Origin of the sequence: Nonomuraea thailandensis (genome assembly GCF_024172165.1) — a bacterium.
Taxonomy (GTDB): domain Bacteria; phylum Actinomycetota; class Actinomycetes; order Streptosporangiales; family Streptosporangiaceae; genus Nonomuraea; species Nonomuraea thailandensis.
On record NZ_JAMZEB010000002.1, the window covers coordinates 12162962 to 12186103 of the forward strand.

Sequence of the window (23142 nt, forward strand, 5' to 3'; positions counted from 1 at the left end):
CAGATGCAGCGGTTGCGCACGTACGGTTTCGTCGCCGCGTTCCTCGCCGTTCCCCTCGCGCTCTACACGGTCTTCGTCATCAGCCCCTACGTGCAGGCGTTCCAGCTCTCGCTGACGAGCTGGAACGGATACAGCTCGATCGTCCGCTACGTGGGGCTGGACAACTTCGGCCGGCTGCTCGACGACGAGGTCTTCTGGCGGGCCCTGCGCAATCACGGGATCCTGCTGCTGGTGCTGCCGCTGGCGACCATCGTCATCGCGCTGACGTTCGCCTTCCTCCTCAACCTCGGCGGCGGCACCCGCGGCGCCGGCATGCGGGGGGTCTGGGGATCGGGGTTCTACCGCGTGGTGTTCTTCTTCCCCCAGGTCCTGGCCGTGGCCGTGGTCGGCGTGCTGTTCCAGGCCGTCTACCGCCCCGACGCGGACGGCGTCGTCAACGGCGTGCTGGCCCGGTTCGGCATCGATCCCGTCGGCTGGCTCATCGAGCCGGACCTGGCCCTGTGGTCGATCATCGCGGTGATGGTCTGGCAGGCGGTCGGCTTCTACGTGGTGCTGTTCTCCGCGGGCATGGCCGCCATCCCCAAGGACTACTTCGAGGCGGCCGCGCTGGACGGGGCCGGCCGCGTCCGGCTGTTCTTCTCGATCACGCTGCCGCTGTTGCGCGACACCGTACAGGTCGGCTGGATCTACCTGGGCATCGCGGCCTTCGACGGGTTCGCGCTCGTCCAGGTGCTGGCGGGCGACAAGGGCGAGCCCGACGGGGCCACGACCATCCTGCCGATCACCATCTACAACACCGCCTTCTCCTACCAGAAGGTCGGATACGCGTCCGCGATGGGCGTGGCGCTGTTCTTCCTCACCGTGACGTTCGCGGTGCTGACCCTGCGTACGACCAGGCGTGAGAGGGTTGAGCTGTAGAGATGGCCTCGCGTAAGGACAAGGGCCCCGGCCTGCTCGGCGGGCTCTCCCACGTGGCACTGGCCGTCTGGGCCCTGCTGATCGTCGCGCCGCTGCTGTGGACGTTCCTGGCCTCGTTCAAGAGCAACACCGAGATCTTCGGCGACCCGCTGCAACTGCCCGGCGCGCTGCGGCTGGACGCGTGGGGCCGGGCCTGGGACAAGGCGCACATCGGGCAGTACATGCTGAACACCGTCGTCGTGGTCGTCTTCGGCACGGCCGGCACGATGGTGTTCGGGTCGATGGCGGCGTACGTGCTGGCGCGCTACCGGTTCGCCGGGAGCAGGCTGATCTACTACTACTTCGTGGCCGGGCTGGCCTTCCCGGTCTTCCTGGCGCTCGGGCCGCTGTTCTTCGTGGTCAAGCAGGTGGGGCTGCTCAACAGCCACGTCGGGCTCGTGCTGGTCTACATCGCCTACTCGCTGCCGTTCACGGTGTTCTTCCTGGCGGCGTTCTTCCGCACGCTGCCGGAGGCGGTCGCCGAGGCCGCGCTGATCGACGGCGCCTCCCACACCCGCACGTTCTTCCAGATCATGGTGCCGATGGCCAGGCCGGGCCTGGTCAGCATCACCATCTTCAACGTGCTCGGCCAGTGGAACCAGTACCTGCTGCCTCTCGTCCTGCTCGCGGGCGCGCCCGACAAGTGGGTGCTCACCCAGGGCATCGCCCGCATCTCCACGCTGGCCGGCTACGAGGCGGACTGGCCCGGCCTGTTCGCCGCCCTGTCCATCACCATCCTCCCGGTCATGATCGTGTACATCGTGTTCCAGCGGCAGATCCAGTCCGGGCTCAGCTCGGGCGCCCTGAAGTAACGTGTGGGCATGGACGTCGAGAGCAAGCTGCGCGACCTGCCCCGATGGCGGCGCGAGGGCGAGGCGATCAAGCGCACGGTCGCCGCGCCCGACTTTCCCACCGCCATCCGCATCGTCGACGAGATCGCGGTCAGGGCGGAGGAGCTCGGCCACCATCCCGACATCGACATCCGGTGGCGCGACCTGCACCTGACCCTCACCACCCACGACCAGGGCGGTCTCACCGACCTCGACTTCACGCTGGCCGCCGCGATCGATGACATCGCGGCAAAACATGGCGCCCAGGCCGAATGACGGTACGTAGCGGGCCGATCACTCGTTAGAGTGGTGGCCTCTCGGAGTCCCCGTTGCCGGAGGGGCTCGACCCGTGGGAGGTCCCATGCGCGTGCCCGCGTTCCTGCTCGCCCTCATGACCGCGACGACCGCGCTGGCGGGGGCGTGCGCCGGGCCGCCGGCCCCCGTCCAGAACGCCAAGACCGCGCCGGACGAGACGGTCAACCTCAACGCCGCCGGCGAGTTCAGCGCCGACGACCCCGGCGCCATCGCCTACGATCGCAAGCTCGCCCCCCAGGGCGCCCAGGCCAGCGTCACCATCGAGTCCGGCGACGGCCAGACGCGCACCTCGCTCGTCGTCGAGGGCCTGCTGCCCGGCCGCCGCTACGGCGCCCACCTGCACACCAAGCCGTGCGGCAGGAAGCCCGACGACGCCGGCCCCCACTACCAGCACCACCCGGGCCGGATCGACGCGGACAGCGAGGTCTGGCTCGACTTCACCACCGACGACGAGGGCGCGGGCCGCTCCAGCGCCCGGAACGACTGGATGCTGGAACGTGCCAAGCTGCCCGGCTCGCTCGTCATCCACTCCCAGCCGACCACCACCTCCGGGCCCGAGGTCGGCCAGGCGGGGGCGAGGGTCGCCTGCCTGACCCTGAAATGACGGGGCCGCTCACCTGATCGCGGCGGCCATCGGCTGCCACGGGGCGGCATCGAAGATCAGCATGATCGTGCAGATCTTCCCGTCGCGCAGCCGGAAGTGCTCGGCCGTGCGCTGGACGCCGGCGGGCGTCGCCGTGTGCACGTCGTACACGAGCGTGGCCTCCGACTCGCCGTACAGCTCGCTGATCAGCTCCACCTCCGCCACCACCCGCAGGAAGCCCTCCAGCCCCGCCAGATGCCCGGCGGGGTCGGCGGAGGTGACGAACGGGCTGCGGAACGAGAACGACTCGGCCGACACCCGCGCCACCGCCGCGGCCACGTCCCCGCGATACCGGGCGTCGTGGTAGCCCCTGACCACCTCCCGCGTGCTCACTGGGCGCTCACCTGCCCGCTGAGGTGCTCGGCCAGCCGCTCCTGGTTGACCGCCAGCCGCAGGCACAGGTGCCGCAGGGTCGCCAGCTCCTCCTCCGTGAAGCCGTGAAAGATCGCCTTCATGGCCATCCGTGACGGCTGCCTGAACGCCTCGATCCAGGCCCGCCCGTCATCGGTGATCACCGCCCGCACCGCCCGCCGGTCGTCCGAGTCGGGGGTGCGCCGCGCGAGCCCGTCCCGTTCGAGGGTGTCGACCAGCCCGGTGGCGTTCCTGGGGCTCACGCCGGCCGCCTGGGCCAGCTCGCCGATGCCGGTGCCGCCGTCACCGGCCGAGCTGAGCCGCAGCAGCAGATCCATCGCGCCCGAGCTGAGCCCGCGCCCCTCGCTGCCGTGCGCGCGCATGCGCTCCACGCCCTGGTGCGCGCTGCAAATGAGGAAGAGGTGTGATCACGCGTGCTGGGCGGGGATGCTCCCGAGCCGTCCGGCCTTGAAGTCCTCGAACGCCTGCACCAGCTCGGCCTTGGTGTTCATGACGAACGGCCCGTAGTGCGCCACCGGCTCCCCGATGGGCTCGCCGCCGAGCACGATCACCTCCAGCGGCTCCTTGGCCGCCGAGATCGTGATGCTTCCGGCCTGCGTCGCCAGCCCCGGCCGGTTCCCGAACCCCTCGAACACGGCGAGCTGCCCGCCGCTCAGCGGACGCCGCTCCGTGCCCGCGGTGCCGCGCCCGGACAGCACGTACGCCAGGGCGTTGAAGTCCTTGCGCCACGGCATGACCAGCCGCGCCCCCGGCGAGACGGTGGCGTGCAGCAGCGTGATCGGCGTCTGCGTGCTGCCCGGCCCCACGTGCCCGGCCAGGTCGCCGGCGATGAGCCGCACCAGTGCCCCGCCGTCGTGGCTGCTCAGCAGCACGACACTGGAGCCGCCGATGTCCTGGTACTGGGGCGCGATCATCTTCTTGGCGCCCGGCAGGTTCACCCAGAGCTGGATCCCGTGGAAGAGCCCGCCCTGCTGCACGAGCCACTCCGGCGGCGCCTCCTTGTGCAGGATCCCGGCCCCGGCGGTCATCCACTGCGTGTCGCCGTTGGTGATGGTGCCGCCGCCGCCGTTGGAGTCGAGGTGCTCCATCACGCCGTCGATCATGTACGTGACGGTCTCGAAGCCCCGGTGCGGGTGCCACGGCGTGCCCTTGGGCTCGCCCGCGGCGTAGTCGACCTCGCCCATCTGGTCCATCATCACGAACGGGTCCAGGTACTCCGGCTTGATCGCCGCCAGCGCGCGGCGCACGGGGAAGCCCTCGCCCTCGAATCCGCTGGGCGCGGTCTCGACGGCGAGCACCTTGCGTCCCGGCGTACCGGCCTGCGGCTCGGGCAGGCGGGGGAGGGTGAGCGGGTTCTCTACGGTCACGGCGGGCATGTCGCGCTCCTTCCAGCGGGTCTGCCCGGCTCAACCAAGTTGATTATTCAACTATTCCTGGCGAGACCCCGCCGGGGGTCAGCCGAAGACCGCGGGAGGCGGGACGGGCGCGATGACCGGGTCGCCGTCCCTGATGGGCGCGGCGCCGGCGACGAAGTTGGTCAGCGCCTCCCCGTGCACGCACCGCGCCTGCGTGAGGCCGCCCGCCGCCCTCCTGGTCAGCAGCTCCAGCGGGAGCTCCGTCCTCGACGCGGCCACGATCAGGTTGCCGAAGCGGCGGCCCCGCATGATGCCCGGCTCGGCCATCAGGGCCACGTGCCTGAACGTGCCCGTCACCGTGGCCAGCAGGCGCCTGGCGAAGGCCAGCCCCTTGCCGTCGGCCATGTTGATCAGGAGGGTGCCTTCGGGGCGGAGGATCCTGGCGAGGTCGCCCATGTACTCGGCCGTCGCCAGCTCCACCGGCATCGTCGCGCCCGTGAACGCGTCGAGCACCACCAGGTCGGCCGTCTCGTCCCAGACCTTGGCGGTGCCCTCCCTGCCGCCGGCGACGATGACCTTCAGCCGGGGCACCGAGCGCAGGTCGAGCTGCTCGCGCACCAGGTTGACCAGCAGGCCGTCGGGCTCGATGACGATGTGCCTGGAGCCGGTGCGGGTGGCGGTGACGTAGCGGGGGATCGTGCAGGCGCCGCCGCCCACGTGGACACAGCTCAACGGCCCTTCTGACAAAAGGTCGATCACATCCGCCATGAGTCGTACATACTCGAATTCCAGAAATGTCGGGTCTTGAAGATCTACATACGACTGAGGTACGCCATCCTTGGACAGCACCCAGCCGTCCTGCCTGTCCAGATCCCGGAGCAGCTCGACCTCGCCGAACGTCACCGGGTACAGGCCAGGCATCGGTTCACGCTGTCCACGAGCCACGTCTGATCCCCTCCCTGGGAGTACCGTATGGCACGGCGAAGGCTGATTGTGCTCGTTATCGCGCTTGTCGCGGTAGTCGGGGCGGGTGCTTTCGCCATCGTGGCGTCGAACCGGGTCAAGGGCAGCGCCGCCCAGACGGCCGAGGCGTACTTCGACGCCTGGCGCCGGGGGAACGTGACGGCGATGGAGCGGCTGGTGTACCAGGCTCCGTCCGACTTCTCCGTACGGCACCGGAAACTGAGCGACGAACTGCACGTGGAGTCCCTCCAGCTCACCCCCGGCCAGTTGCGCAGCAGGGGCGAGCAGACGGCCGAGGTGCCGTTCTCGGGGCTGCGCAGGCTCAGCGAGCTGGGTGACTGGCCGTTCGACGGCACGCTGCGGCTGGCCGTGCGGGACCGCTCGTGGAAGGTGTTATGGGCTCCCGAGACGCTGCACCCGCTGCTCAAGGACGGCGGCACGCTGGCGCTGGAGGAGGTGGAGACCTCGGCGGCCGAGCTGGTCACCAGCGAGGGCGACAAGATCCCGAACGACAGCTACGCCGAGGCGTACCTGGACCCGCTCAAGCCCGAGTTCGAGGAGGTCAACTACGGCTGGGCGCTGGTGTCGAAGGTGCCGGGTCAGCCGGACCGGACATTGCTGCACCGCGAGCCCAAGGCGAACGTCGAGCGCACCACGCTCTCGCGGGCCGTCCAGGCGGCGGCGGCGCGGGCGCTGGACGGCGTGGCGGACTCCACGATCATCGTCGTCCGGCCGAGCACCGGCGAGATCCTCGCGCTGGCCGACCGCCTGGGGGACAACTACAGCGCCGTGCGCGACGTGTTCCCGCCCGGCTCCACCTTCAAGACGATCACCGCGGCGGCGTTGCTCAAGGGCGGGCTCGACCCGGCGGCCCAGGTCGGCTGCCCCGGCACGTACCAGATCCCGTTCCACGGGGCCATGAGCAACGACGGCGAGGTGGACCGCGGCGTCGTCACGTTCACCGACGCCTTCGCCCACTCCTGCAACACCACGTTCGTCGAGCAGGCGACCACCAGGCTGACGGGGGAGGAGCTGAGTAGGACGGCGGACGAGTGGGGGTTCGGCCGGCCGATCGCGACCGGCATCGGCGGCACCTGCGGCACCGTGCCCCGGACCGACGACCTCGACATGCTGGCGGCCGACGCCATCGGCCAGGGCGAGGTGGTCGCCACCCCGCTCTGCATGGCCGCGCTCGCCGCCGCCGTCCAGAGCGGCACCTGGCGCTCGCCGCGGTTGCTGTCGCCGGAGCAGGTGCGCCGCATCGACGGCACCCCGCACGAGGACGTCCCGATGGACGAGAACGTCGTGGCGGCGCTCAGGGACATGATGGCGGCCGTCGTCGACTACGGGACGGCGGGTGAGGCGGGGCTTCCCGAGGGGGTCGCGGGCAAGACGGGGACGGCCGAGGTGGAGGGCGAGACGTCGCACGCCTGGTTCATCGGCTACCGCGATGATCTGGCGTTCTGCGTCTTCGTCCGGCACGGCGGGTCCGGAAGGTCGACCGCTGTCCCCATTGCCGCCCGTTTCTTCAAGGGGCTCTAACCTCTGGCGGCCCGCTTTCAGCGGGACGGCACAGGTTCGCGGCTTTTGCAACCTACGGTACCGTAGGTTGCATGACGACCATCACCGTCAAGCCGAGGCTGCGAGGCTGGTTGCACGCCGGAGCGCTGCCTGTGACCTTGATCGCCGGCTTCGTGCTCGTGGCGCTCGGCCCCACCTTGCAGGCCCGTCTGGCCTCGACGATCTACGCCATCACGTCGGCCCTGTTGTTCGGCATCTCCGCCACCTACCACCGCAGCACGCTGGGCCCGCGGCTGGCGGAGTTCCTGCGCAGGATCGATCACGCGAACATCTACCTGATCATCGCGGGCACCTACACCCCGTTCGCCCTGCTGGCGCTCGACGGTGTGCCGCGGGTGGCGGTGTTGTCGGTGATCTGGGGCGGGGCGCTGGCCGGAGTGATGTTCCGGGTGTTGTGGATGAGCGCCCCGCGCTGGCTCTACACGGTGCTCTACCTGGCGCTGGGCTGGACCGCGATCTTCGTGATGCCGCAGTTGCTCGAAGGCGCGGGGGTGGCCGCCGTCGTGCTGGTGGCGGTGGGCGGCGTGTTCTACTCGGCCGGCGCCGTCGTGTACGGCCTGCGCCGCCCCGACCCGTCACCCCGCTGGTTCGGCTTCCACGAGGTCTTCCACGCGTTCACGATCGCCGCCTACCTGGTGCAGTACATCGCGGTGTCGATCGTCGTCTACTCCCACGGCTGATCCGCCCTCAGGGGGTCGCGACCTCCAGGTCGCCCGAGTCGCTGGTCAGCTCGATCGAGCGCGGCGCCGAGGGGTCGGCGGTCGCGGTGATCTCCTTGCCCCCTGAGTCCGTCCGCGCCTCGATGGCGTACGGCCCGTCAGGCACGTGGATCTCGGTGCGCCCCGAGTCCGTCGAGGTCGTGACCTTGTCGGGCTGACCGGTGAAGGTCAGCGTCATGTCGCCCGAGTCCGTCCGGGCGACGACCTGCCTGCCCGTCAGCCCGCCGGCCTCGATGGCGCCCGAGTCGCTCGAGGCATCCAGCTCGCCCGACAGGTTCTTCAGCGTGAGGTCCCCGGAGTCGGTGCCCGCCCTGACGCGCAGCCCCTTGGGCACCTCGATCCGGTAGCTCACGTCGCAGGACACCCCCACGGCGCCGAAGCCCCAGGTGGTGGGGCAGGTGAACGCCAACTCCAGCGTGTCGCCGCGTACCTGGTGGGTGGCCTTGGGCTTGTTGTCCTTGCGCCAGACCAGCCGCTCGCTGACGTGGATGCCGCTGCGGTCGGACTCGACCACCTCGACGGTGCCGGAGTCGGCCTCGACGTGCAGGGCCGCCACCTTGTCCGTGACGTCGTACGACACGGTGTCCTCGCTGTGCTCACCGACGCCGCAGCCGGCCAGCACCGTGGCGAGCCCCAGCAGGCCCGCGATCAACGCCGTTCTCCTCATGACAGAAACCCTAGGGCGCTGGTGGGAGCCGCGGCATTGCCGCCGCCACCCTGATGCCCGGTAGGGCCAGCCCTACCGCCCCTTCCCTCGCCACCGAAAAAGTGATATCACTTTGCTATCGAGATGAAGTCACACAGAGCGGGAGGAAAGACGATGGCAGACACATCGGGTGGGGGCGCGCTCGACGGCGTGGTCGACATGCCCGCACCCCACACCTACGAGCGCCAGGTCAGGGCCGCGAACGGGTTCGTGATGCTGGGCGTGGCCACGCTGATCGTGCTGGCCGGCATCGCGCTGGTCGTCATGGGCATCGCCCTGCTGGTGTCGGGGTCGGCGGCGGCCGGGCTCACGGCGCTCATCGTGGGCGTCCTGGCGATCTCGACCGGGTTCGTGATGCTGTTCGGGCTGACCGCGGTGGCGCCGGGCGAGGCCAGGGTGGTGCAGCTCCTCGGCCGCTACGTCGGCACCCTGCGCAACCCCGGCTTCCAGTGGGTCAACCCGATCACCGTGCGCCGCCGGGTCTCCACGAGGATCCGCAACCACGAGACGGACGTCACCAAGGTCAACGACGCCGACGGCAACCCCATCCAGATCGCGACCGTGGTGGTCTGGCAGGTGGAGGACACCGCGCAGGCCGTGTTCGAGGTGGACGACTTCGTGGAGTTCGTGGCCATCCAGGCCGAGACGGCGGTGCGGCACATCGCGGGCACCTATCCGTACGACGCCCACGGCGAGCCGAGGCTGTCCCTGCGCGACAACGCCGACGAGATCAACGACCAGCTCTCCACCGAGATCGCGGCCAGGGTCGCCTCGGCCGGGGTGAAGGTCATCGAGTCGCGCATCATCCACCTGGCGTACGCGCCGGAGATCGCCCACGCGATGCTCCGCCGCCAGCAGGCCGGCGCGGTCGTGGCGGCCCGGCAGCGGATCGTCGAGGGCGCCGTCGGCATGGTCGAGATGGCGCTGGCCAGGCTCGCCGAGCACGACGTGGTGGAGCTGGACGAGGAGCGCAAGGCGGCCATGGTCAGCAACCTGCTCGTGGTGCTGGTGGGTGATCGCGACACCCAGCCCGTGGTCAACACGGGCACGCTCTACCAGTGATGGCCGAGCGCAAGAAGCTTCTGCTGCGGCTCGACCCGGTGGTCCACGACGCGCTGGCCAGATGGGCGTCCGACGAGCTGCGCAGCACGAACTCCCAGATCGAGTTCCTGCTGCGCAGGGCGCTGTCAGAGGCGGGGCGGCTGCCCGAGGGGGTCGGGCGGATGCGCCCGCGCGGCCGGCCGCGCCGGGACGCCGAGGAGGAAGAAGGGGAGCGAACGGATGGAGACGACGGTGAAGCGGAATGAGACGCTGACGCACTCGGCCTTCCTGCTGGCCTTCGACCTGCGCAAGGAACGGCTGGCGAACCGGAGCGAGCTGGGTTACCTGCTGCGCGCCACCGCCATGGCCGAGCTGCTGCTGGAGGGGAGCCTGGCCGACGAGTCGGGCAAGGCGCGGGCCCTGGCGGAGCCCGCGGACGCGGGCACGGGCTCGCTGCGCGCGCTCGTCTGGGAGCAGATCTCCGGCTCGCCGCCGCGTACGTGGCGGCGCTGGATCGGCAAGGACTCCGCGAAGGCGGTCCGCCTGGTGCGTGACGAGCTGGCCGCCGACCGGCTGATCCGGGTGGAGCGGCACCGGGTGCTGTTCATCCCGGTGGAGCGGATCGTCCCGCGCAAGGCGTACCTGTCGCGCAGGCTCGCCGAGCGCGTGGGGCGGGCCATCCGCGGGGGCCGGCCGGTCGGGCGGATGGAGCGGGACGTCCGCGTCCTGGCGGCGCTGGCCGCCGCGGCTCGCATGAAGGGGGTTCCGGGATCGAGCGAGGCACATCAGTACCGGAACCGGATCGAGCAACTGTCAGTGCCCGTCGAGCCCATCGCCACCGCGCTGCGCAAGAGCGTGGACGCGCACAGGAGCTCGAGCGCGGCGGGTTGACGCACATGCCGTTACCAGGAGGGCGACAGATGACCACGTTGAACGAGGCGCCGGCCCGCCCGCGCGCCACCGCCGGGCGAGCCCTCGCCCCCGACCTGGCGCGCGGCGCGATGTTACTGGCCATCGCGTTCGCGCACGCGCCGCTGTTCGTGACCGACGTCCACCGCGGTCCCGCGGTGCTCAACGCGATCACCGACATCTTCCACTTCCTCTTCGTCAACAACCACGCGCGGCCGATGTTCGCCTTCCTGTTCGGGTACGCGCTGGTGCAACTGCTCGACCGGCAGCTCGAGCGCTCGGGCGGCGACTGGGTGAGCGCCCGCAAGCTGCTGCGCCGGCGTGGCTGGTGGCTGGTGGCCATCGGGCTCGCCCACGTGGCGCTGCTCGTCCCCCTCGACATCCTCGCCACCTACGGCCTGGCCGCCGTCGTGCTGACCGGCCTGCTGCGGCGCCGGGACTCGGCACTGCTGTGGACGGCCGGGCTCACGTTCGTCCCCGCCACCGCCCTCGTCGCCGTCGGCATGTGGTTCCCGCTGTCGCGGGGCATCTCCACCCTGACGAAGGGCAGCGTGGCCGCTGACGGCCAGGGCTTCCTGCCCATGCTCGTCGAGCGGCTCTCCGTCTGGCCCTTCGGCCTGGTCGTGGGCGGCCTCTCGGTCGTCCCCGGCGTCGTGCTGGGCATGTGGGCGGCGCGCCGCCGCTACCTGGAGGAGCCCGACCGGCACCGCCCCTTCCTCGTCCGCGCCACCGTGGTCACCATGGTCCTGTCCGTGGCCGGCTCCCTGCCCGCCGCCCTCATCCAGGCCGGCGTGTGGGCCGAGCCGTCGCCGGCGGCGGTGTGGGCGGCCGTGGTGGCCCAGCCCCTCACCGCGTACGCGGGCGGCATCGGCACGGCGGGCCTGGTGGCCCTCGTCGCGATCCGCGCCGGGCGGCGCCGCAACCGGCTCACCACCATGGTCGAGGCGCTCGGCCAGCGCTCGATGAGCCTGTACCTCTTCCAGTCGATCGCGTTCATCGTGATCTTCTACCCGTACGGGCTGGGCCTTCAGGACGACCTCGGCCTGGTCGGCGCCACGCTCGTGGCGGCAGGCACGTGGCTGCTCTCGCTGCTGCTGGCCGACCTCATGCGCCGCGTCGGCTACCGGGGCCCGGCGGAGATCCTGCTGCGCCGCCTGGCCTACCGCTGACTCAGGACGGCTCCGGCCCCAGGTAGGCCAGGACCGCCGCCACCCGCCGGTGCACGTCACCGCTGTTCTCCAGGCCGAGCTTGGTGAAGATGGAGTTCACGTGCTTCTCCACCGAGGAGATCGACAGGTGCAGGGCGCGGGCGATGGCGGAGTTCGTGCGGCCGTGGGCCATCTCGCGCAGCACGTCCCGCTCGCGGGTGGTCAGGGCCTCCTGCTGGCCGCGCACGTCGCGCCTGGCCAGCAGGCCCTCGACCACCTTCGGGTCGATGACCGAGCCGCCGGAGACGACCGCCCTGATCGCCCCGAGCAGCTCGTCCAGGTCGCCGACCCGGTCCTTGAGCAGGTACGCGAACCCCTCGGTGCCGTGCTTGAACAGCTCGAACGCGAACAGCGCGTCCGAGAACTGCGACAGCACCACCACCCCCACCCCAGGATGCGCGGAGCGGATGCGGTGGGCGGCGTCGATGCCCTCGAAGCCCTGCCGCCACTGCCCTCCGGGCATCCGGATGTCGGTGATCACCACGTCGGGGCCGAGCCTGCGTACGGCGTCGAGCAGCTCGTCGGCGTCGCCCACCGCGCCCACGACCGCCACCTCGCCCGACATCTCCAGCAACTGCCGGGTGCCCTCGCGCACCAGGTAGTGGTCGTCGGCCACCACCGTACGGATCAGCTCACCCATCGACCGGCACCCACGCGTTCACCCGTGTCCCCTTTCCCGGCTCACTGTCCACTGTCAGGCTCCCGCCGAGCGCGTCGAGCCGGTCGGCGAGCGTGGCCAGCCCCCGGCGGGCCTGCGTGCGCGGGTCGAAGCCCTTGCCGTCGTCGGCCACGGTGGCACGCAGGCGGCCGCCGTCCAGGGTCAGGTGTACCTCCATGGTGGCCGCGCCCGCGTGCTTGAGGGCGTTGGTCACGGCCTCGCTCACCGTGAAGTACATCGCGCCCTCGACCTCGTCGGTGAAGCGCCTGGCCCGCAGCGACGGGGGAGAGGTCACCGTCGTCCGTACGGGCAGGCGGGAGCAGCGCTCCTCCACGGCCTCCACCAGGCCGCCCTGGCTGAGCGCGGACGGGTGGATGCCCGCGGCCAGCTCCCGCAGGTCGGTCAGGGTCTGGCGGGCCTGCTCGCGCAGGCCGGCGAGCATGTCGGGGCCGGCGCCGGTCGCCCTGGCCAGCTCCAGGCCGGCGATGAGGGCGACGAGCTGCTGCTGCACGCCGTCGTGGATGTTGCGCTCGATGCGGCGGCGCTCCGCCTCCTGGGCGTTGACCAGGCGGGTGACCAGGCCGGCGCTCTGGATGGCCAGCCCGGCGGGCACGGCCAGCGCCTCCAGGAGCCTCCTGTCCACGCGGGTCAGCGGGCCGGTGCCGCGGGGCCCGCACTCGATGCGCCCGCCGCGTACCGGCAGCTCCAGCACCGCCCGCCCCTCCTGCTCGCCGGAGACCACGCGGGTGCCGTCCGTCAGCGTCACCGCCGCCCACCGCAGGTCCAGCCCGGCGCGTACGGCGGCCGCCAGCCGGGCGAGCTGCTCCACCGGCTCGGGTGTCTCCTCCAGCGCCGTGCCGAGGTCGGACAGCACCTCGTCCACCGTCGGCCGCAGGTCGAACACCAGGTGCAGGCGCGAGCCGCGGAGCCCGACGCGGACGTCGAGCAGCCGGTGGCGGACCACCGCCACCGCGATCGCGGCCGGCAACGACCCCACCACGGCCAGGATCCCGACCAGTCCGGCGACCCCGTACCGGGGCCCGGCGAAGTGGAACAGGGACAGCAGCACCGCTCCCGCCGCGGTCGCCGCCATGCCGCCGACCATCCAGGCGTACTGCCCGCGCTCCGCCCGGCCGCTGCGCCGCCACCGGACGACCAGGCCGCAGAACACGATCACCGCCATGACCCAGGTGGTGAGCTGCCCGGCTGACGAGGCGTACACACCGGCCCACTGCGTGGCCGACAGCGGCCCGCTGGGCGGGTGGTAGGGGTTGTAGCCGAACGCCAGGTTCCCTCCGGCGTGCAGGGCGATCGCGCCGCCCGAGATCCAGGCCACGGCCCGCCAACGGCGTGAGGGCAGCCGCCCGTCGGGGAACAGCAGGGGCACGAAGATCCAGGTGAGCCCGTAGAACACCGCGCTCAGCGAGCCGAGGGCGGTGGTGAGCGCGTGCGCGTCACCACGGGCAGACAGGCCGACGCCGAAGGTGCCGAGCCCCAGCGCCAGGGCGGCGGCCAGCAGCAACCAGCCGTAGCGGAGCTCGGGCCGCCTGACGGCCAGCAGCCAGCCCAGCGCGGGCAGCGGCAGGGTGAGCACGATGAACGCCCACTGCTGAGGCGGGGCGGGCAGGCCGCTCTCCAGCAGCGGGCCGGCCACCATCCCGCCTGCGGCGATCAACGCCAGTGGTCCGGCCACCAGCCTGGAACTCATGAGGCCCCATCGTGAAGGGTGTTCAGAGGAAGCGTCTACGAGGTTATCCGCATATTTCCTGCGGTCATCCGCACCAGCCGGAACGGTGGCTCACCCCGTGGTGGCGAGCTCGCCCGCCGGGGTTGGCTTGGCGGAGACGAAGCCGATCTCTGCGAATGGAGCCCCTCTCATGCACACTCCGTCGAAGCCCGTCCGGGTCCTCGCGGCGGCCGCGGCGGCGATCGCCGTGACGGCCTGCGTCAGCCAGCCGGTCCCCGCCCAGGCCACGGGCACGGTGATCAGCGCCACGCCCGAGGTCCCCGGCACTCCGGCGGGCCGGCAGCTCGGCTGGCTGCTCGACGCGGTCAACCGGGCGCCGATCGCGGAGAGCGAGCTGGCCCGGCACTTCACCGCCGACTTCCTCAAGAGCATCCCGCCCGCGCAGATCAACCAGAGCCTGGCCGGGCTCAAGGGCATGAAGCTGGAGCGCGTGCTGTCCTCGCGCAACGGTCAGCTGGTCGCCCAGGCCGCCGTGGGCGCCGAGTCGTTCAATGTCGTGATCACGGTGGACGCCGCCGGCCTGATGGCCGGGTTGCTGTTCAGCGCGGCGGACCCGCGCACCTGGGCCGAGGTGGACGAGCGGCTGCGCGGGATCTCACCGAAGCCCGCCTTCCTGGCGGCCGAGCTGGCCGCCGACGGCACGTGCCGCCCCGCGCACGCCGTCGCCGCCGGCGAGCGGCGGCCTCTCGGATCCATGATCAAGCTGTACGTGCTGGGCGCGGTGGCCGAGCGCGTCAAGAGCGGCGCCCTGCGCTGGGACACCCGGCTCACGATCACGCCTGAGCTGAAGAGCCTGCCGTCGGGCGTGCTCCAGGACCGCCCCGACGGCAGCAGGGTGACGGTGCTGGAGGCCGCCAGGCTGATGATCTCCATCAGCGACAACACGGCCACCGACCTGCTGATCCACAAGGTGGGCCGCAAGGCGGTCGAGCGCACGATGCGCGAGTGGGGCGTCCGCGACGCGCGCAACGTGCCGCTCCTGACGACGCGGGAGCTGTTCGCGCTCAAGGGCGCCGAGTATCCGCGCCACGCCGAGCGGTACCTGGCGCTGAACGACGCCAGGCAGCGGGCCTACCTGAAGAAGGTCGTGGCCGGTGTGCCGCTGTCGAAGATCCAGGCGTGGACGCAGCCGCGCGAGCTGGACTCGCTGGAGTGGTTCGCCTCGCCGAACGAGATCTGCCGGGCGTACGCGGGCCTGGTGAAGCTGGGCGACCCGCGGATCGGCGAGGTCATGTCGATCAATGACGCCGGGATCGGGCTGGACCGGGCGAAGTGGCCGACGCGGTGGTTCAAGGGCGGGTCGGAGCCGGGGGTGTCGGACCTGAGCTTCCTGGCGCGTACCGCGGAGGGGAAGACGTACGTCGTCACCACGATGGCGGTCGACCCCGGCGCGCCGATCAAGCCGTCGGTGACCGACGAGCAGCTCGGAGTGGTGCGTGCCGCGTTCGGGCTGGTGACGGGGTCCTGATCAGGTCGTTGTCATACTCGAAGGTGTGAATCTCGGCACAGAGCAGTACATCTCGGTGACGACCTACCGCAAGGACGGCACCCCGGTCGCCACTCCCGTCTGGGTGGTCCAGGACGGCGACGCGGCCGTGATCTGGACCACCGCCGACTCCGGCAAGATCAAACGCATCAGGAACAACCCCGACGTCACCGTGGCCGGCTGTGACGTCCGCGGCAACGTCAGGACGCCGCCGGTCAAGGGCCGGGCCGAGCTCCTCGGCGCGGATGAGACCGAGCGTGTACGCGGTCTCATCCGCCGCAAGTACGGCCTCGTCGGCCGCCTGGTCCTGCTGGGCAGCAGGCTTCGGAGGGGCGACACCGGCACCGTGGCCGTACGGATCACCGACATTTGACCCACTGCTGGTCTCTTTCCGGGTAAGAGTCGGAAAGCAGACCAGCATGGGGGAAATCTCGCAATCCTGGTGGCTTCTGCTCGTCAGAGGGCTGGCGGCCGTCATCTTCGGCGTCCTGGCCCTCATCTGGCCGGGCATCACGCTCCTCGTCCTGGTGATCTTCTTCGGCGCGTACGCCCTCGTCAGCGGCCTCTTCGCGCTGTTCGCCGGATTCCGGCACGGCGCCCGGTCGCGGGCCTGGCTCATCGTCTCCGGCGTCATCGGCATCCTCGCCGGCATCGTGGCGCTCGTCTGGCCGGGGATCACCTCCCTGGCCCTGCTCTACGTCGTGGCCTTCTGGGCGATCTTCACCGGCGTCTCCGAGATCGTGGCCGGCATCCACCTGCGCAAGCTCATCGACAACGAGTGGATGTTCATCGTCGGCGGCGCGCTGTCGGTGATCTTCGGTGTGCTGCTCCTCATCTGGCCGGGCGCGGGCATGCTCAGCCTCGTCTGGCTCATCGGCGCCTTCGCGGTCCTGTACGGCATCGCCATGATTGCGTTGTCCTTGCGCGTGAAGAACTTCACGCCAAGGGCTGGTGTGCCGTAAATTTTGTATATATAGCCGTGTTATTCAAGAGGAATGCCCGGCTTCCGCCCATTGTGGAGGTGCCATGGACGTACACACCCGCCTTGCCCGCCACCTGCTCACCGATGGCTACCGCCTCGTGCTCGACCTGGAGCTCAGCCGCGGCTCCTGGCTGGTCGACGCCCGCAACGGCCGCCGCTACCTGGACTTCTACACCTTCTTCGCCTCGGCCCCGCTCGGCGTGAACCCGCCCTTCGACCCCGACCACGTCCGGCTGCTCGGCCAGGTGGCCCGCAACAAACCGGCCAACCCCGACATCTACACCGAGCACCTGGCGGACTTCGTCGACACCTTCGCCCGCGTGCTCGGCGACCCCGAACTGCCGCACCTGTTCTTCGTCGAGGGCGGCGCCCTGGCCGTCGAGAACGCGCTCAAGACCGCCTTCGACTGGAAGAGCCGCCGCAACGAGGCCGCGGGCCGCTCACGCGACCTGGGCACCAGGGTCATGCACCTGACCAAGGCCTTCCACGGCCGCAGCGGCTACACCCTGAGCCTGACCAACACCGAGCCCGGCAAGACCGACCGCTTCCCCAAGTTCGACTGGCCGCGGATCGACGTGCCCGCCATCCACTTCGGCGACGTCGAGGCCGCCGAGGAGCGGGCGCTGGCGCAGGCGCGGGAGGCGTTCGAGCGCCACCCGCACGACATCGCGTGCTTCATCGCCGAGCCCATCCAGGGCGAGGGCGGCGACAACCACATGCGGCCCGAGTTCCTGCGGGCCATGCAGGACCTGTGCCACCGGCACGACGCCCTGTTCATCCTCGACGAGGTGCAGACCGGCGGCGGCACGACCGGCACCGCGTGGGCGTACCAGCAGCTCGGGCTGGAGCCCGACGTGGTGGCGTTCGCCAAGAAGGTGCAGGTCGGCGGGATCATGGCCGGACGCAGGGTGGACGAGGTGCCCGACAACGTGTTCCAGCAGAGTGGCCGGATCAACTCCACGTGGGGCGGCGGCCTGGTGGACATGGTGCGCAGCCGGGGCCTCCTGGAGATCATCGAGCGTGACGGGCTGATCGCCCGGGCCGCCACCGTGGGCAACGTGCTGCTCGAACGCCTGGGCAAGCTGGAGGCCGAGCGCCCGCAGGCGATGTCGAACGTGCGCGGCCGCGGCATGATGTGCGCCTTCGACCTGCCCGACCAGGCGGCCCGCGACGCCCTGGTGACCCGGCTCCGGGAGGAGCACGGCGTGCTGGTGCTGCCGTGCGGCCCCAGCTCCGTACGCCTGCGCCCCGCCCTGAACATCCCCGAGCCCGACCTCGACCACGGCCTGGCCGCCCTGTCCGCGGCGCTGTAGGCCCCGCTACTGCGTGACGCTGGCCCGGCTGCGGTGCGGGCCGGCGTAGCGCCAGAAGAAGTTGAGCAGCACGCTGATCCGGTTGCGCCCGCCCAGCAGGTACGCCACGTGGATGAAGATCCACACCAGCCAGGCGGGCAGCCCGCGCATCGTCAGCCCGTTCTCCAGCTGCAGCACCGCCTCGGCCTTCCCGACCGTCGCCATGATCCCCGGATCCCGGTAGGAGAACGGCCGTGGCTGCCCGCCCTTGGCCATCGCGGCGATCTGCCTGCCCACGTGCTTGCCCATCTGGATCGCCGGCTGCGCGAGCTGCGGCAGCGCGTGGGGCGCGCCGGCCAGGTCGCCCACCACGAAGATCTCCGGATGCCCGGGCACGTTCAGTGCGTCCGTCACCTTGATGCGCCCGCCCTTGCCCTGCTCCAGGCCCCACGCGGCCACCTCGGGCGGCGCGGTGACGCCCAGCGCCCACACGGTCACGTCGCTCTCCAGCCGCGTGCCGTCCTCCAGCAGCACCGCGTCCGGCTCCACGCCGGCCACGGTGGCGCCCAGCCGCAGGTTCACGCCCCGCTTGCGCAGCGCCTGCGCCGCCGCGTCCCGCAGCCGCGGCTTGTACGGCGCCAGCACGTAGTCGAAGCGCTCCACCAGCGTCACGCTCGTCTGGTCCGGCCGCACCTCGGGATGGGTCAGCGGCAGCGTGTTGCGCCGCAGCTCGGCCAGGGTGCCCGCCGTCTCGACGCCGGTCGCCCCCGCCCCCACCACCACGACGTGCGTGCTCTCGCGCCGCCCCGTCGCGGTGTCCTCCAGGTAGTGCTGCAGCCGGCGCCGCAGGCCCGCCGCGTCGCCCAGCGAGTAGATCGGCAGCGCGTTCTCCGGAGCGCCGGGCACGTTGAGCCAGTTGGTGGTGACGCCCGTGGCCAGCACGAGGTAGTCGTAGTCGAGCGCGCCACCGTCGTCGAACTCCACCCGCCGCTTGTCCGGCAGGATCCTGCTCAGCGCCGTCCGGCGTGCCCGGACGTTCGGCCACTTCGCGGCGAACGTCCGGATCGGGAAGGACACGTCCGCCGTGCCCATTCCGGCCGTGGCCACCTGGTAGAGCAGGGGCTGGAAGGTCGCGTACGGGTTCCGGTCGACCAGCGTCACCAGCGCTCCGCTCCTGGCCAGCTCCTTCGTCGCGGCCAGCCCGGCGAAACCCGCGCCCACCACGACGACCCGCGCTCTCTGCACCATGATCTCTCCTTCCCCCTCAACGGGCTCATGGATGTCAATGGCACCGCCAGCTTCTCTTAAACACGCCCGGGCCGGAAGCGCCCAGATCGTCCGGTCCCGTATCCGGCGGCGAAACGTGGCTACCGTGGCCCGGAAGGGGAGATCGCCGCATGCCTCAGCAAGTGACCACCCGCCTCGGCCGGCGCATCGCCCCGGCTGTGCCCTGCGTGCCGCGCCTGGTGCGCCCGTGCTCCGGCGAGCACGGTGGCCGGGGCGGGCGCGCATCGGGCATGAGGGCCGTGTCACGCAAGGTGGTGGGGCGTGGTGAGGTGGCCTCGTGGCCGATCGTGCGCCCGAGGATCGGTGACAGCCGTCACCGATCGCTACTGCCGCCGCGACCGCCAGAGCCCGATGGCCGTGACCCTGGAGTCCACGCCGAGCTTGGCGTAGATCCGGTTGACGTGGTTCTTGACCGTTTTCTCGCTGAGAAACAGCCGCTGCGCGATCTGCCCGTTGGACTGACCGGTGGCGATCAGGTCCATGACCTCGGCCTCGCGTTTGCTCAGCGACGTGAACACGCTTTCGAAAGCTGCGTCGTCGACTCTCATCCGGCCTCCGGGGGCGCGCAGACTGTCAAGATCGCCGATGGCCCCCGTGCTGCCGGCGTTAGCGTTAGACAGCGAGCATAACCCGCATTGTCATGATTTGGGGCCGTTGCCCGGGAGAAAACGCGAACGGCCGGTCCTGACGGACCGGCCGTTCGCCTTGGGGTGAGTGAAGGGACTTGAACCCTCGACATCCAGGACCACAACCTGGCGCTCTGCCAACTGAGCTACACCCACCATGGCCACCCGCTGTGTGGCGGCACAGGAAAAGTGTAGCGGGATTCGGGAGTCTTTACGCCACCCGATTAACCGCTGACGCGCTCAGCCAGGGCTCTGGCCGTGCTCGAATCGGGCCCAGGCTGCCCCACGAAGATGGCCGCGCGGTAGTAGCGCAGCTCCCTGATGCTCTCCGTGATGTCCGCCAAAGCCCGGTGTCCGCCCTGCTTTTCGGGCGCGGCGAAGTAGACCCGGGGGTACCACCGGCGCACCAGCTCCTTGATCGACGAGACGTCGATCATCCGGTAGTGCAAATACGCATCCACCCCGGGCATGTCGCGCGCGATGAACGTGCGATCCGTGCCGATCGAGTTGCCACACAGCGGCGCCTTCTTCGGCTCGGGCACGTGGCGGCGGATGTAGTCGAGCACGAGCGACTCCGCCTCGGACAACGTCACGCCGCCCGCCAGCTCGGGCAGCAGGCCCGAGGCGGTGTGCATCTCGCGCACGACCTGCGACATCTGCTCCAGCGACTCCGGCGGCGGCTTGATGACCACGTCGACGCCCTCGTCCAGCTGATTGAGCTCGCTGTCGGTGATGACGCACGCCACCTCGACGAGCGCGTCGCGGCTCAGGTCGAGCCCGGTCATCTCGCAGTCGATCCAGACCAGCAAGTCACTCATACGATCTCCTCGCCCAGCGGCTCGGAGCGATCCGCCCGCTTGTTACCCCCACCAGCCTAGTGCCACCGGTCAGGCGGGCTTGAGCGAGCTGAGAACCTTGCCGACCACGTCCGTGCCGAGATTGTCGGGAACGCTCACGTAGACGATCGCCGGGCTCTGATCTTCGCCTCGGTCCATCAGCACGATGGCCCCGTTCTCCTTCTTCCACTTGTAGCCGTTCTCCTCCGAGATCTTGGTGAAGTCGAGCTCGAACTGCAGCACCCAGGCGTCCCGGTCGCCGATCTTCATGGCCTTGTCGGCGACGATCTCGCTCTCGTGCGCGGGCTCGTAGTACTGCGTGGAGAAGTGCACGAAGACGGCCTTGGCCGTCTCGCCCATGCCCGCGACGCCGCTGTACGGGTAGAGCTCGTTCAGCACGCCCGTGTAGACGTTGCCGATCCAGTCGCCCTCGCCCTTGTAGTTCTCGTGGGAGACGGCCTTGACCCCGGCGGTCCACTGCTGTTCGGCGGGGTTGCCGTTGTTGACGTCGCCGGGGGCCGCGACGCCCCAGTCGTCCGGCACCAGGAAGGAGACGCCGGCGCGCGGGTCGGTGACGGTGCCGTTGGCCGGCTGCGGGAACTCGCCGCCCTGGCTGGGCAGGGGCTGCTGCGACGGGGGCTCGTTCGTGGGCGGCTGCTGCGGCTCGAACGTGTCGGACCGCCTCGGCTGCGCCGCGCTGCCCGAGTCGCCGCTGTTGAGGAAGAAGATCCCGGCGACCACGATCAACGCGAGCACGACCAGCGCCGCCAGACCGCCGAACACCCAGGGCAGCGGGTTGCTCTGCTTGGGCGGCGGACCGTAGCCGGGGCCGGGCAGCGGCGCGCCGCCCCACTGCGGCTGCTGCTGGGTGGGCGCCGTGGGCGCGCCGTAGGCTCCCTGCCCGTACGTCGGCTGGCCGAACTGGGCCGTGGGGTTCGCCGGGGTCGCCGCCCAGCCGGGGCCGGACTGGGGCTGGAGCTGCGGCTGCTGCTGCGAAGGGGGCTGGGGCCCGGAGGACGGCTGGGGCTGGGACGCGCCCTGCTCCTGCGCATGGGTCGCGTCCGTCCACTGGTTGCCGTCCCACCAGCGGAGCTGGGGCTCGCCGTAGGGGTCCGGGTACCAGCCCGCGGGGGTCTGCGTGGTCATGTTCGCCAGATTAGTAAGAAATCGCTTCGAGGTGCATGGGCGGATCCGGCGATCAGCACTTGTACGTGAAGGTCGCCCTGTCGGTGATCTCCGGACCCGGCGTGATGATCCGCAGCGTCGCGGTGGCCTTGACACTGCTCCTGCCCTGCAACGTCCAGCGCAGCGGCACGGTGTACGAGGTCTGGTCGGCCTTCGTGCGCAGCGTTCCCTTGACGACTTCCTTGTCCAGGTTCTTGCGCCACTCGTAGGTGATCTCCCCGGGCGCCCCGTTCGTGACGACGGTGCCGGTGATCATGACCGCGCTTCCGCAGCCCTGCGTCTTCTTCGGCGCCACCACGTTGATCGACTTCACCGCCAGGTCCGGCGCGTTCCCCAGCCTGAACCAGGCCAGGACCGCCCCCGCCATGATCACGGCGAAGACGACCGTGGCCAGGACCGTGCGCCGCCGCCGCGCCCGCGACGCCTTGGCCAGGCGCCCGCCCGGGCGGTGCACGGTGGCGGCCTCGTCGCGCCCCTCCCGCCAGATCCGCTGGGCCGGCGTCTCCGGCTCCTGCGGCTGCGTGCCGATGCCGGGCCCGAACTGGAGCGGGCCGGCCGGCGGCCCCTGCGGCTGCGTGCCGACGCCGCCGCCGGACCGGAGCGGCCCCGCCGACTGCCCCGGCACGCGCAGCAGCGTGACGATGTCGCCCTCGTCCCGCGGGGTCGGGACCGGGGGCCGCGCGTACGACGGCGGCTGCGCGAACGCCGACCGCCCGCGGGCCGCCCTGGCCAGGCCGTCCCTGCTGATCCTGCCGCCGGGCAGCCGCCCCCGCTCGTTGACCAGCAGGTCGCGGGCGGTGCCCAGGCCCAGGGTCTGGGCGGTGGCCGCGACGCGTTCGAACAGCTCGGCGGACTCCGGAGCGCCGCGCCCGAAGGAGGCGGCCAGGCCGCGGGCCAGCGACGACCAGCCCGCCGCGTCCCGCTCGCGCGGCGAGACCCGGGCGCGGATGGCGTCGGACAGGCCGCGCTCCGACAGCAGCGAGACGCCCTCCGCGGTGATCACCACCGTGCCCGGGTGCACCGAGCCGTGGGTGATCCCGGCCGCGTGCAGCGCCAGCAGCGTCTGGGCGGTCTCCACCAGCAGGGACGCCGCGCCGTTCGGGTCGATGGGCGCGGCGGCCATCAGGTCGGCCAGCGTGGGGCTGACCGCCTGCGCGGTGAGCAGCCACACCTGGTCGCCGGCCGCCACCACGTCGGCCACGGGGATCAGCCCGGTCAGCCCGGCCAGCACGAGCCGCTGGTCGGTCATCACCGCCTGCACGACGCGGTCGCGCACGCCGGGCAGGCCGATGACCTTGGGGTCGAACAGCAGGGCGCCCGCCCTGCGGCCGTCGGGAGAGATGGCGTCGATCCAGTTGCCGAGCTCGGTCATCCAGGTGTGCTCGGTGAGCCGGAATCCGGCGATACCGTTTCCAGGGTTGTCCATCGCCGTTGCCCCCCGGCC

General features: G+C 71.0%; 26 protein-coding genes and 1 tRNA gene. 14 read left to right on the forward strand and 13 right to left on the reverse strand.

Annotated features, from left to right (window positions below):
* The first annotated feature begins 3 nt into the window (after positions 1–3).
* The 4 genes from HD597_RS60715 (at position 4) to HD597_RS60730 (ending at position 2706) form a co-directional block, all read left to right on the forward strand.
* Positions 4–918 carry a carbohydrate ABC transporter permease gene (locus tag HD597_RS60715; protein WP_253758248.1) on the forward strand — a complete coding sequence of 305 codons (915 nt, stop codon included), beginning with the start codon at positions 4–6 and terminating at the stop codon, positions 916–918.
* Positions 919–920: 2 nt separating this feature from the next.
* Positions 921–1769: a carbohydrate ABC transporter permease gene (locus HD597_RS60720; protein ID WP_253758249.1), complete on the forward strand. Its 849-nt coding sequence runs from the start codon at positions 921–923 to the stop codon at positions 1767–1769.
* 9 nt (positions 1770–1778) lie between these two features.
* Positions 1779–2063: a 4a-hydroxytetrahydrobiopterin dehydratase gene (locus tag HD597_RS60725; RefSeq protein WP_253758250.1), complete on the forward strand. Its 285-nt coding sequence runs from the start codon at positions 1779–1781 to the stop codon at positions 2061–2063.
* Between the two features lie 85 nt (positions 2064–2148).
* Entirely contained in the window at positions 2149–2706 is a 558-nt protein-coding gene (locus tag HD597_RS60730; protein ID WP_253758252.1) for a superoxide dismutase family protein, read from the forward strand.
* A gap of 9 nt (positions 2707–2715) precedes the next feature.
* Here the strand turns inward: HD597_RS60730 and HD597_RS60735 are convergent, their stop codons facing one another.
* The 4 genes from HD597_RS60735 to HD597_RS60750 form a co-directional block, all read right to left on the reverse strand.
* Complete coding sequence (locus HD597_RS60735; protein ID WP_253758254.1) at positions 2716–3078, reverse strand: hypothetical protein; 363 nt, start codon at positions 3076–3078, stop codon at positions 2716–2718.
* Positions 3075–3479 (reverse strand): MarR family winged helix-turn-helix transcriptional regulator, encoded by a 405-nt coding sequence (locus HD597_RS60740; protein ID WP_253758255.1) that lies wholly within the window; start codon positions 3477–3479, stop codon positions 3075–3077. Before HD597_RS60740 ends, HD597_RS60735 begins: the two co-directional genes overlap by 4 nt.
* A gap of 45 nt (positions 3480–3524) precedes the next feature.
* A complete protein-coding gene (locus HD597_RS60745) occupies positions 3525–4493 on the reverse strand; it encodes a pirin family protein (RefSeq protein WP_253758257.1) in 969 nt (322 codons plus the stop codon).
* Between the two features lie 78 nt (positions 4494–4571).
* Positions 4572–5393, reverse strand: a complete 822-nt coding sequence (locus HD597_RS60750; RefSeq protein WP_276083315.1) for a spermidine synthase — start codon at positions 5391–5393, stop codon at positions 4572–4574.
* Positions 5394–5516: 123 nt separating this feature from the next.
* Here HD597_RS60750 and HD597_RS60755 point away from each other — a divergent pair, with 123 nt between their 5' ends.
* Together HD597_RS60755 and trhA are read left to right on the forward strand one after the other, a co-directional pair.
* A complete protein-coding gene (locus tag HD597_RS60755; RefSeq protein WP_253758261.1) occupies positions 5517–6977 on the forward strand; it encodes a penicillin-binding transpeptidase domain-containing protein in 1461 nt (486 codons plus the stop codon).
* A 71-nt stretch (positions 6978–7048) separates the two neighbouring features.
* Positions 7049–7696, forward strand: a complete 648-nt coding sequence (gene trhA / locus HD597_RS60760) for a PAQR family membrane homeostasis protein TrhA (RefSeq protein ID WP_253758263.1) — start codon at positions 7049–7051, stop codon at positions 7694–7696.
* 7 nt (positions 7697–7703) lie between these two features.
* Here the strand turns inward: trhA and HD597_RS60765 are convergent, their stop codons facing one another.
* Positions 7704–8402 carry a DUF4097 family beta strand repeat-containing protein gene (locus tag HD597_RS60765; RefSeq protein WP_253758265.1) on the reverse strand — a complete coding sequence of 233 codons (699 nt, stop codon included), beginning with the start codon at positions 8400–8402 and terminating at the stop codon, positions 7704–7706.
* 153 nt (positions 8403–8555) lie between these two features.
* Here HD597_RS60765 and HD597_RS60770 point away from each other — a divergent pair, with 153 nt between their 5' ends.
* Genes HD597_RS60770 through HD597_RS60785 form a run of 4 tightly spaced genes read left to right on the forward strand, consistent with a single transcriptional unit; the run spans position 8556 to position 11560 of the window.
* Positions 8556–9503: an SPFH domain-containing protein gene (locus HD597_RS60770; protein ID WP_253758267.1), complete on the forward strand. Its 948-nt coding sequence runs from the start codon at positions 8556–8558 to the stop codon at positions 9501–9503.
* Positions 9503–9748: a type II toxin-antitoxin system antitoxin gene (locus tag HD597_RS60775; RefSeq protein WP_253758269.1), complete on the forward strand. Its 246-nt coding sequence runs from the start codon at positions 9503–9505 to the stop codon at positions 9746–9748. Before HD597_RS60770 ends, HD597_RS60775 begins: the two co-directional genes overlap by 1 nt.
* Positions 9735–10373, forward strand: coding sequence for a GOLPH3/VPS74 family protein (locus HD597_RS60780; protein WP_253758271.1), 639 nt, complete (start codon positions 9735–9737; stop codon positions 10371–10373). Before HD597_RS60775 ends, HD597_RS60780 begins: the two co-directional genes overlap by 14 nt.
* A gap of 29 nt (positions 10374–10402) precedes the next feature.
* Positions 10403–11560 carry a DUF418 domain-containing protein gene (locus tag HD597_RS60785; RefSeq protein ID WP_253758273.1) on the forward strand — a complete coding sequence of 386 codons (1158 nt, stop codon included), beginning with the start codon at positions 10403–10405 and terminating at the stop codon, positions 11558–11560.
* Between the two features lies 1 nt (position 11561).
* Here the strand turns inward: HD597_RS60785 and HD597_RS60790 are convergent, their stop codons facing one another.
* Together HD597_RS60790 and HD597_RS60795 are read right to left on the reverse strand one after the other, a co-directional pair.
* Positions 11562–12239, reverse strand: coding sequence for a response regulator transcription factor (locus HD597_RS60790; RefSeq protein WP_253758275.1), 678 nt, complete (start codon positions 12237–12239; stop codon positions 11562–11564).
* Positions 12232–13965 (reverse strand): sensor histidine kinase, encoded by a 1734-nt coding sequence (locus tag HD597_RS60795; protein WP_253758277.1) that lies wholly within the window; start codon positions 13963–13965, stop codon positions 12232–12234. Before HD597_RS60795 ends, HD597_RS60790 begins: the two co-directional genes overlap by 8 nt.
* A 169-nt stretch (positions 13966–14134) precedes the next feature.
* Between HD597_RS60795 and HD597_RS60800 the strand changes: the two genes are divergently transcribed.
* The 4 genes from HD597_RS60800 to lat all read left to right on the forward strand — a co-directional run bounded on the left by HD597_RS60800 (position 14135) and on the right by lat (position 17785).
* Positions 14135–15472: a serine hydrolase gene (locus tag HD597_RS60800; protein ID WP_253758279.1), complete on the forward strand. Its 1338-nt coding sequence runs from the start codon at positions 14135–14137 to the stop codon at positions 15470–15472.
* Between the two features lie 25 nt (positions 15473–15497).
* The gene (locus HD597_RS60805; RefSeq protein ID WP_253758281.1) at positions 15498–15863 is read left to right on the forward strand and encodes a PPOX class F420-dependent oxidoreductase; all 366 of its coding nucleotides are present in this window, start codon (positions 15498–15500) and stop codon (positions 15861–15863) included.
* 46 nt (positions 15864–15909) lie between these two features.
* Positions 15910–16452: an HdeD family acid-resistance protein gene (locus tag HD597_RS60810; protein WP_253758283.1), complete on the forward strand. Its 543-nt coding sequence runs from the start codon at positions 15910–15912 to the stop codon at positions 16450–16452.
* Positions 16453–16516: 64 nt separating this feature from the next.
* A complete protein-coding gene (lat, locus tag HD597_RS60815; protein ID WP_253758285.1) occupies positions 16517–17785 on the forward strand; it encodes an L-lysine 6-transaminase in 1269 nt (422 codons plus the stop codon).
* A 6-nt stretch (positions 17786–17791) separates the two neighbouring features.
* On the opposite strand, the gene HD597_RS60820 is transcribed toward lat, so the two are convergent.
* From HD597_RS60820 to HD597_RS60845, 6 genes are all read right to left on the reverse strand, one after another.
* Entirely contained in the window at positions 17792–19012 is a 1221-nt protein-coding gene (locus tag HD597_RS60820; protein ID WP_253758286.1) for an NAD(P)/FAD-dependent oxidoreductase, read from the reverse strand.
* 362 nt (positions 19013–19374) lie between these two features.
* Positions 19375–19569, reverse strand: a complete 195-nt coding sequence (locus HD597_RS60825) for a helix-turn-helix domain-containing protein (RefSeq protein ID WP_253758288.1) — start codon at positions 19567–19569, stop codon at positions 19375–19377.
* A 188-nt stretch (positions 19570–19757) separates the two neighbouring features.
* Positions 19758–19833: transfer RNA gene (locus HD597_RS60830), tRNA-His, on the reverse strand.
* 68 nt (positions 19834–19901) lie between these two features.
* Positions 19902–20495 (reverse strand): oligoribonuclease, encoded by a 594-nt coding sequence (orn, locus tag HD597_RS60835; RefSeq protein ID WP_253758290.1) that lies wholly within the window; start codon positions 20493–20495, stop codon positions 19902–19904.
* 69 nt (positions 20496–20564) lie between these two features.
* Positions 20565–21659 carry a DUF2510 domain-containing protein gene (locus HD597_RS60840; RefSeq protein WP_253758292.1) on the reverse strand — a complete coding sequence of 365 codons (1095 nt, stop codon included), beginning with the start codon at positions 21657–21659 and terminating at the stop codon, positions 20565–20567.
* A 52-nt stretch (positions 21660–21711) separates the two neighbouring features.
* Positions 21712–23124 (reverse strand): hypothetical protein, encoded by a 1413-nt coding sequence (locus tag HD597_RS60845; protein ID WP_253758294.1) that lies wholly within the window; start codon positions 23122–23124, stop codon positions 21712–21714.
* Positions 23125–23142: the final 18 nt, after the last annotated feature.

What these genes read in the sequence shown, in the direction of transcription:
- HD597_RS60715 (WP_253758248.1), top strand. Translation starts at nt 4, where the DNA reads ATGCAGCGGTTGCGCACGTACGGTTTCGTCGCCGCGTTCCTCGCCGTT.
- HD597_RS60720 (WP_253758249.1), top strand. Translation starts at nt 921, where the DNA reads ATGGCCTCGCGTAAGGACAAGGGCCCCGGCCTGCTCGGCGGGCTCTCC.
- HD597_RS60725 (WP_253758250.1), top strand. Translation starts at nt 1,779, where the DNA reads ATGGACGTCGAGAGCAAGCTGCGCGACCTGCCCCGATGGCGGCGCGAG.
- HD597_RS60730 (WP_253758252.1), top strand. Translation starts at nt 2,149, where the DNA reads ATGCGCGTGCCCGCGTTCCTGCTCGCCCTCATGACCGCGACGACCGCG.
- HD597_RS60740 (WP_253758255.1), bottom strand. Translation starts at nt 3,479, where the DNA reads ATGCGCGCGCACGGCAGCGAGGGGCGCGGGCTCAGCTCGGGCGCGATG.
- HD597_RS60745 (WP_253758257.1), bottom strand. Translation starts at nt 4,493, where the DNA reads ATGCCCGCCGTGACCGTAGAGAACCCGCTCACCCTCCCCCGCCTGCCC.
- HD597_RS60750 (WP_276083315.1), bottom strand. Translation starts at nt 5,393, where the DNA reads ATGCCTGGCCTGTACCCGGTGACGTTCGGCGAGGTCGAGCTGCTCCGG.
- trhA (WP_253758263.1), top strand. Translation starts at nt 7,049, where the DNA reads ATGACGACCATCACCGTCAAGCCGAGGCTGCGAGGCTGGTTGCACGCC.
- HD597_RS60765 (WP_253758265.1), bottom strand. Translation starts at nt 8,402, where the DNA reads ATGAGGAGAACGGCGTTGATCGCGGGCCTGCTGGGGCTCGCCACGGTG.
- HD597_RS60770 (WP_253758267.1), top strand. Translation starts at nt 8,556, where the DNA reads ATGGCAGACACATCGGGTGGGGGCGCGCTCGACGGCGTGGTCGACATG.
- HD597_RS60775 (WP_253758269.1), top strand. Translation starts at nt 9,503, where the DNA reads ATGGCCGAGCGCAAGAAGCTTCTGCTGCGGCTCGACCCGGTGGTCCAC.
- HD597_RS60785 (WP_253758273.1), top strand. Translation starts at nt 10,403, where the DNA reads ATGACCACGTTGAACGAGGCGCCGGCCCGCCCGCGCGCCACCGCCGGG.
- HD597_RS60790 (WP_253758275.1), bottom strand. Translation starts at nt 12,239, where the DNA reads ATGGGTGAGCTGATCCGTACGGTGGTGGCCGACGACCACTACCTGGTG.
- HD597_RS60795 (WP_253758277.1), bottom strand. Translation starts at nt 13,965, where the DNA reads ATGAGTTCCAGGCTGGTGGCCGGACCACTGGCGTTGATCGCCGCAGGC.
- HD597_RS60800 (WP_253758279.1), top strand. Translation starts at nt 14,135, where the DNA reads ATGCACACTCCGTCGAAGCCCGTCCGGGTCCTCGCGGCGGCCGCGGCG.
- HD597_RS60810 (WP_253758283.1), top strand. Translation starts at nt 15,910, where the DNA reads ATGGGGGAAATCTCGCAATCCTGGTGGCTTCTGCTCGTCAGAGGGCTG.
- lat (WP_253758285.1), top strand. Translation starts at nt 16,517, where the DNA reads ATGGACGTACACACCCGCCTTGCCCGCCACCTGCTCACCGATGGCTAC.
- HD597_RS60820 (WP_253758286.1), bottom strand. Translation starts at nt 19,012, where the DNA reads ATGGTGCAGAGAGCGCGGGTCGTCGTGGTGGGCGCGGGTTTCGCCGGG.
- orn (WP_253758290.1), bottom strand. Translation starts at nt 20,495, where the DNA reads ATGAGTGACTTGCTGGTCTGGATCGACTGCGAGATGACCGGGCTCGAC.
- HD597_RS60840 (WP_253758292.1), bottom strand. Translation starts at nt 21,659, where the DNA reads ATGACCACGCAGACCCCCGCGGGCTGGTACCCGGACCCCTACGGCGAG.
- HD597_RS60845 (WP_253758294.1), bottom strand. Translation starts at nt 23,124, where the DNA reads ATGGACAACCCTGGAAACGGTATCGCCGGATTCCGGCTCACCGAGCAC.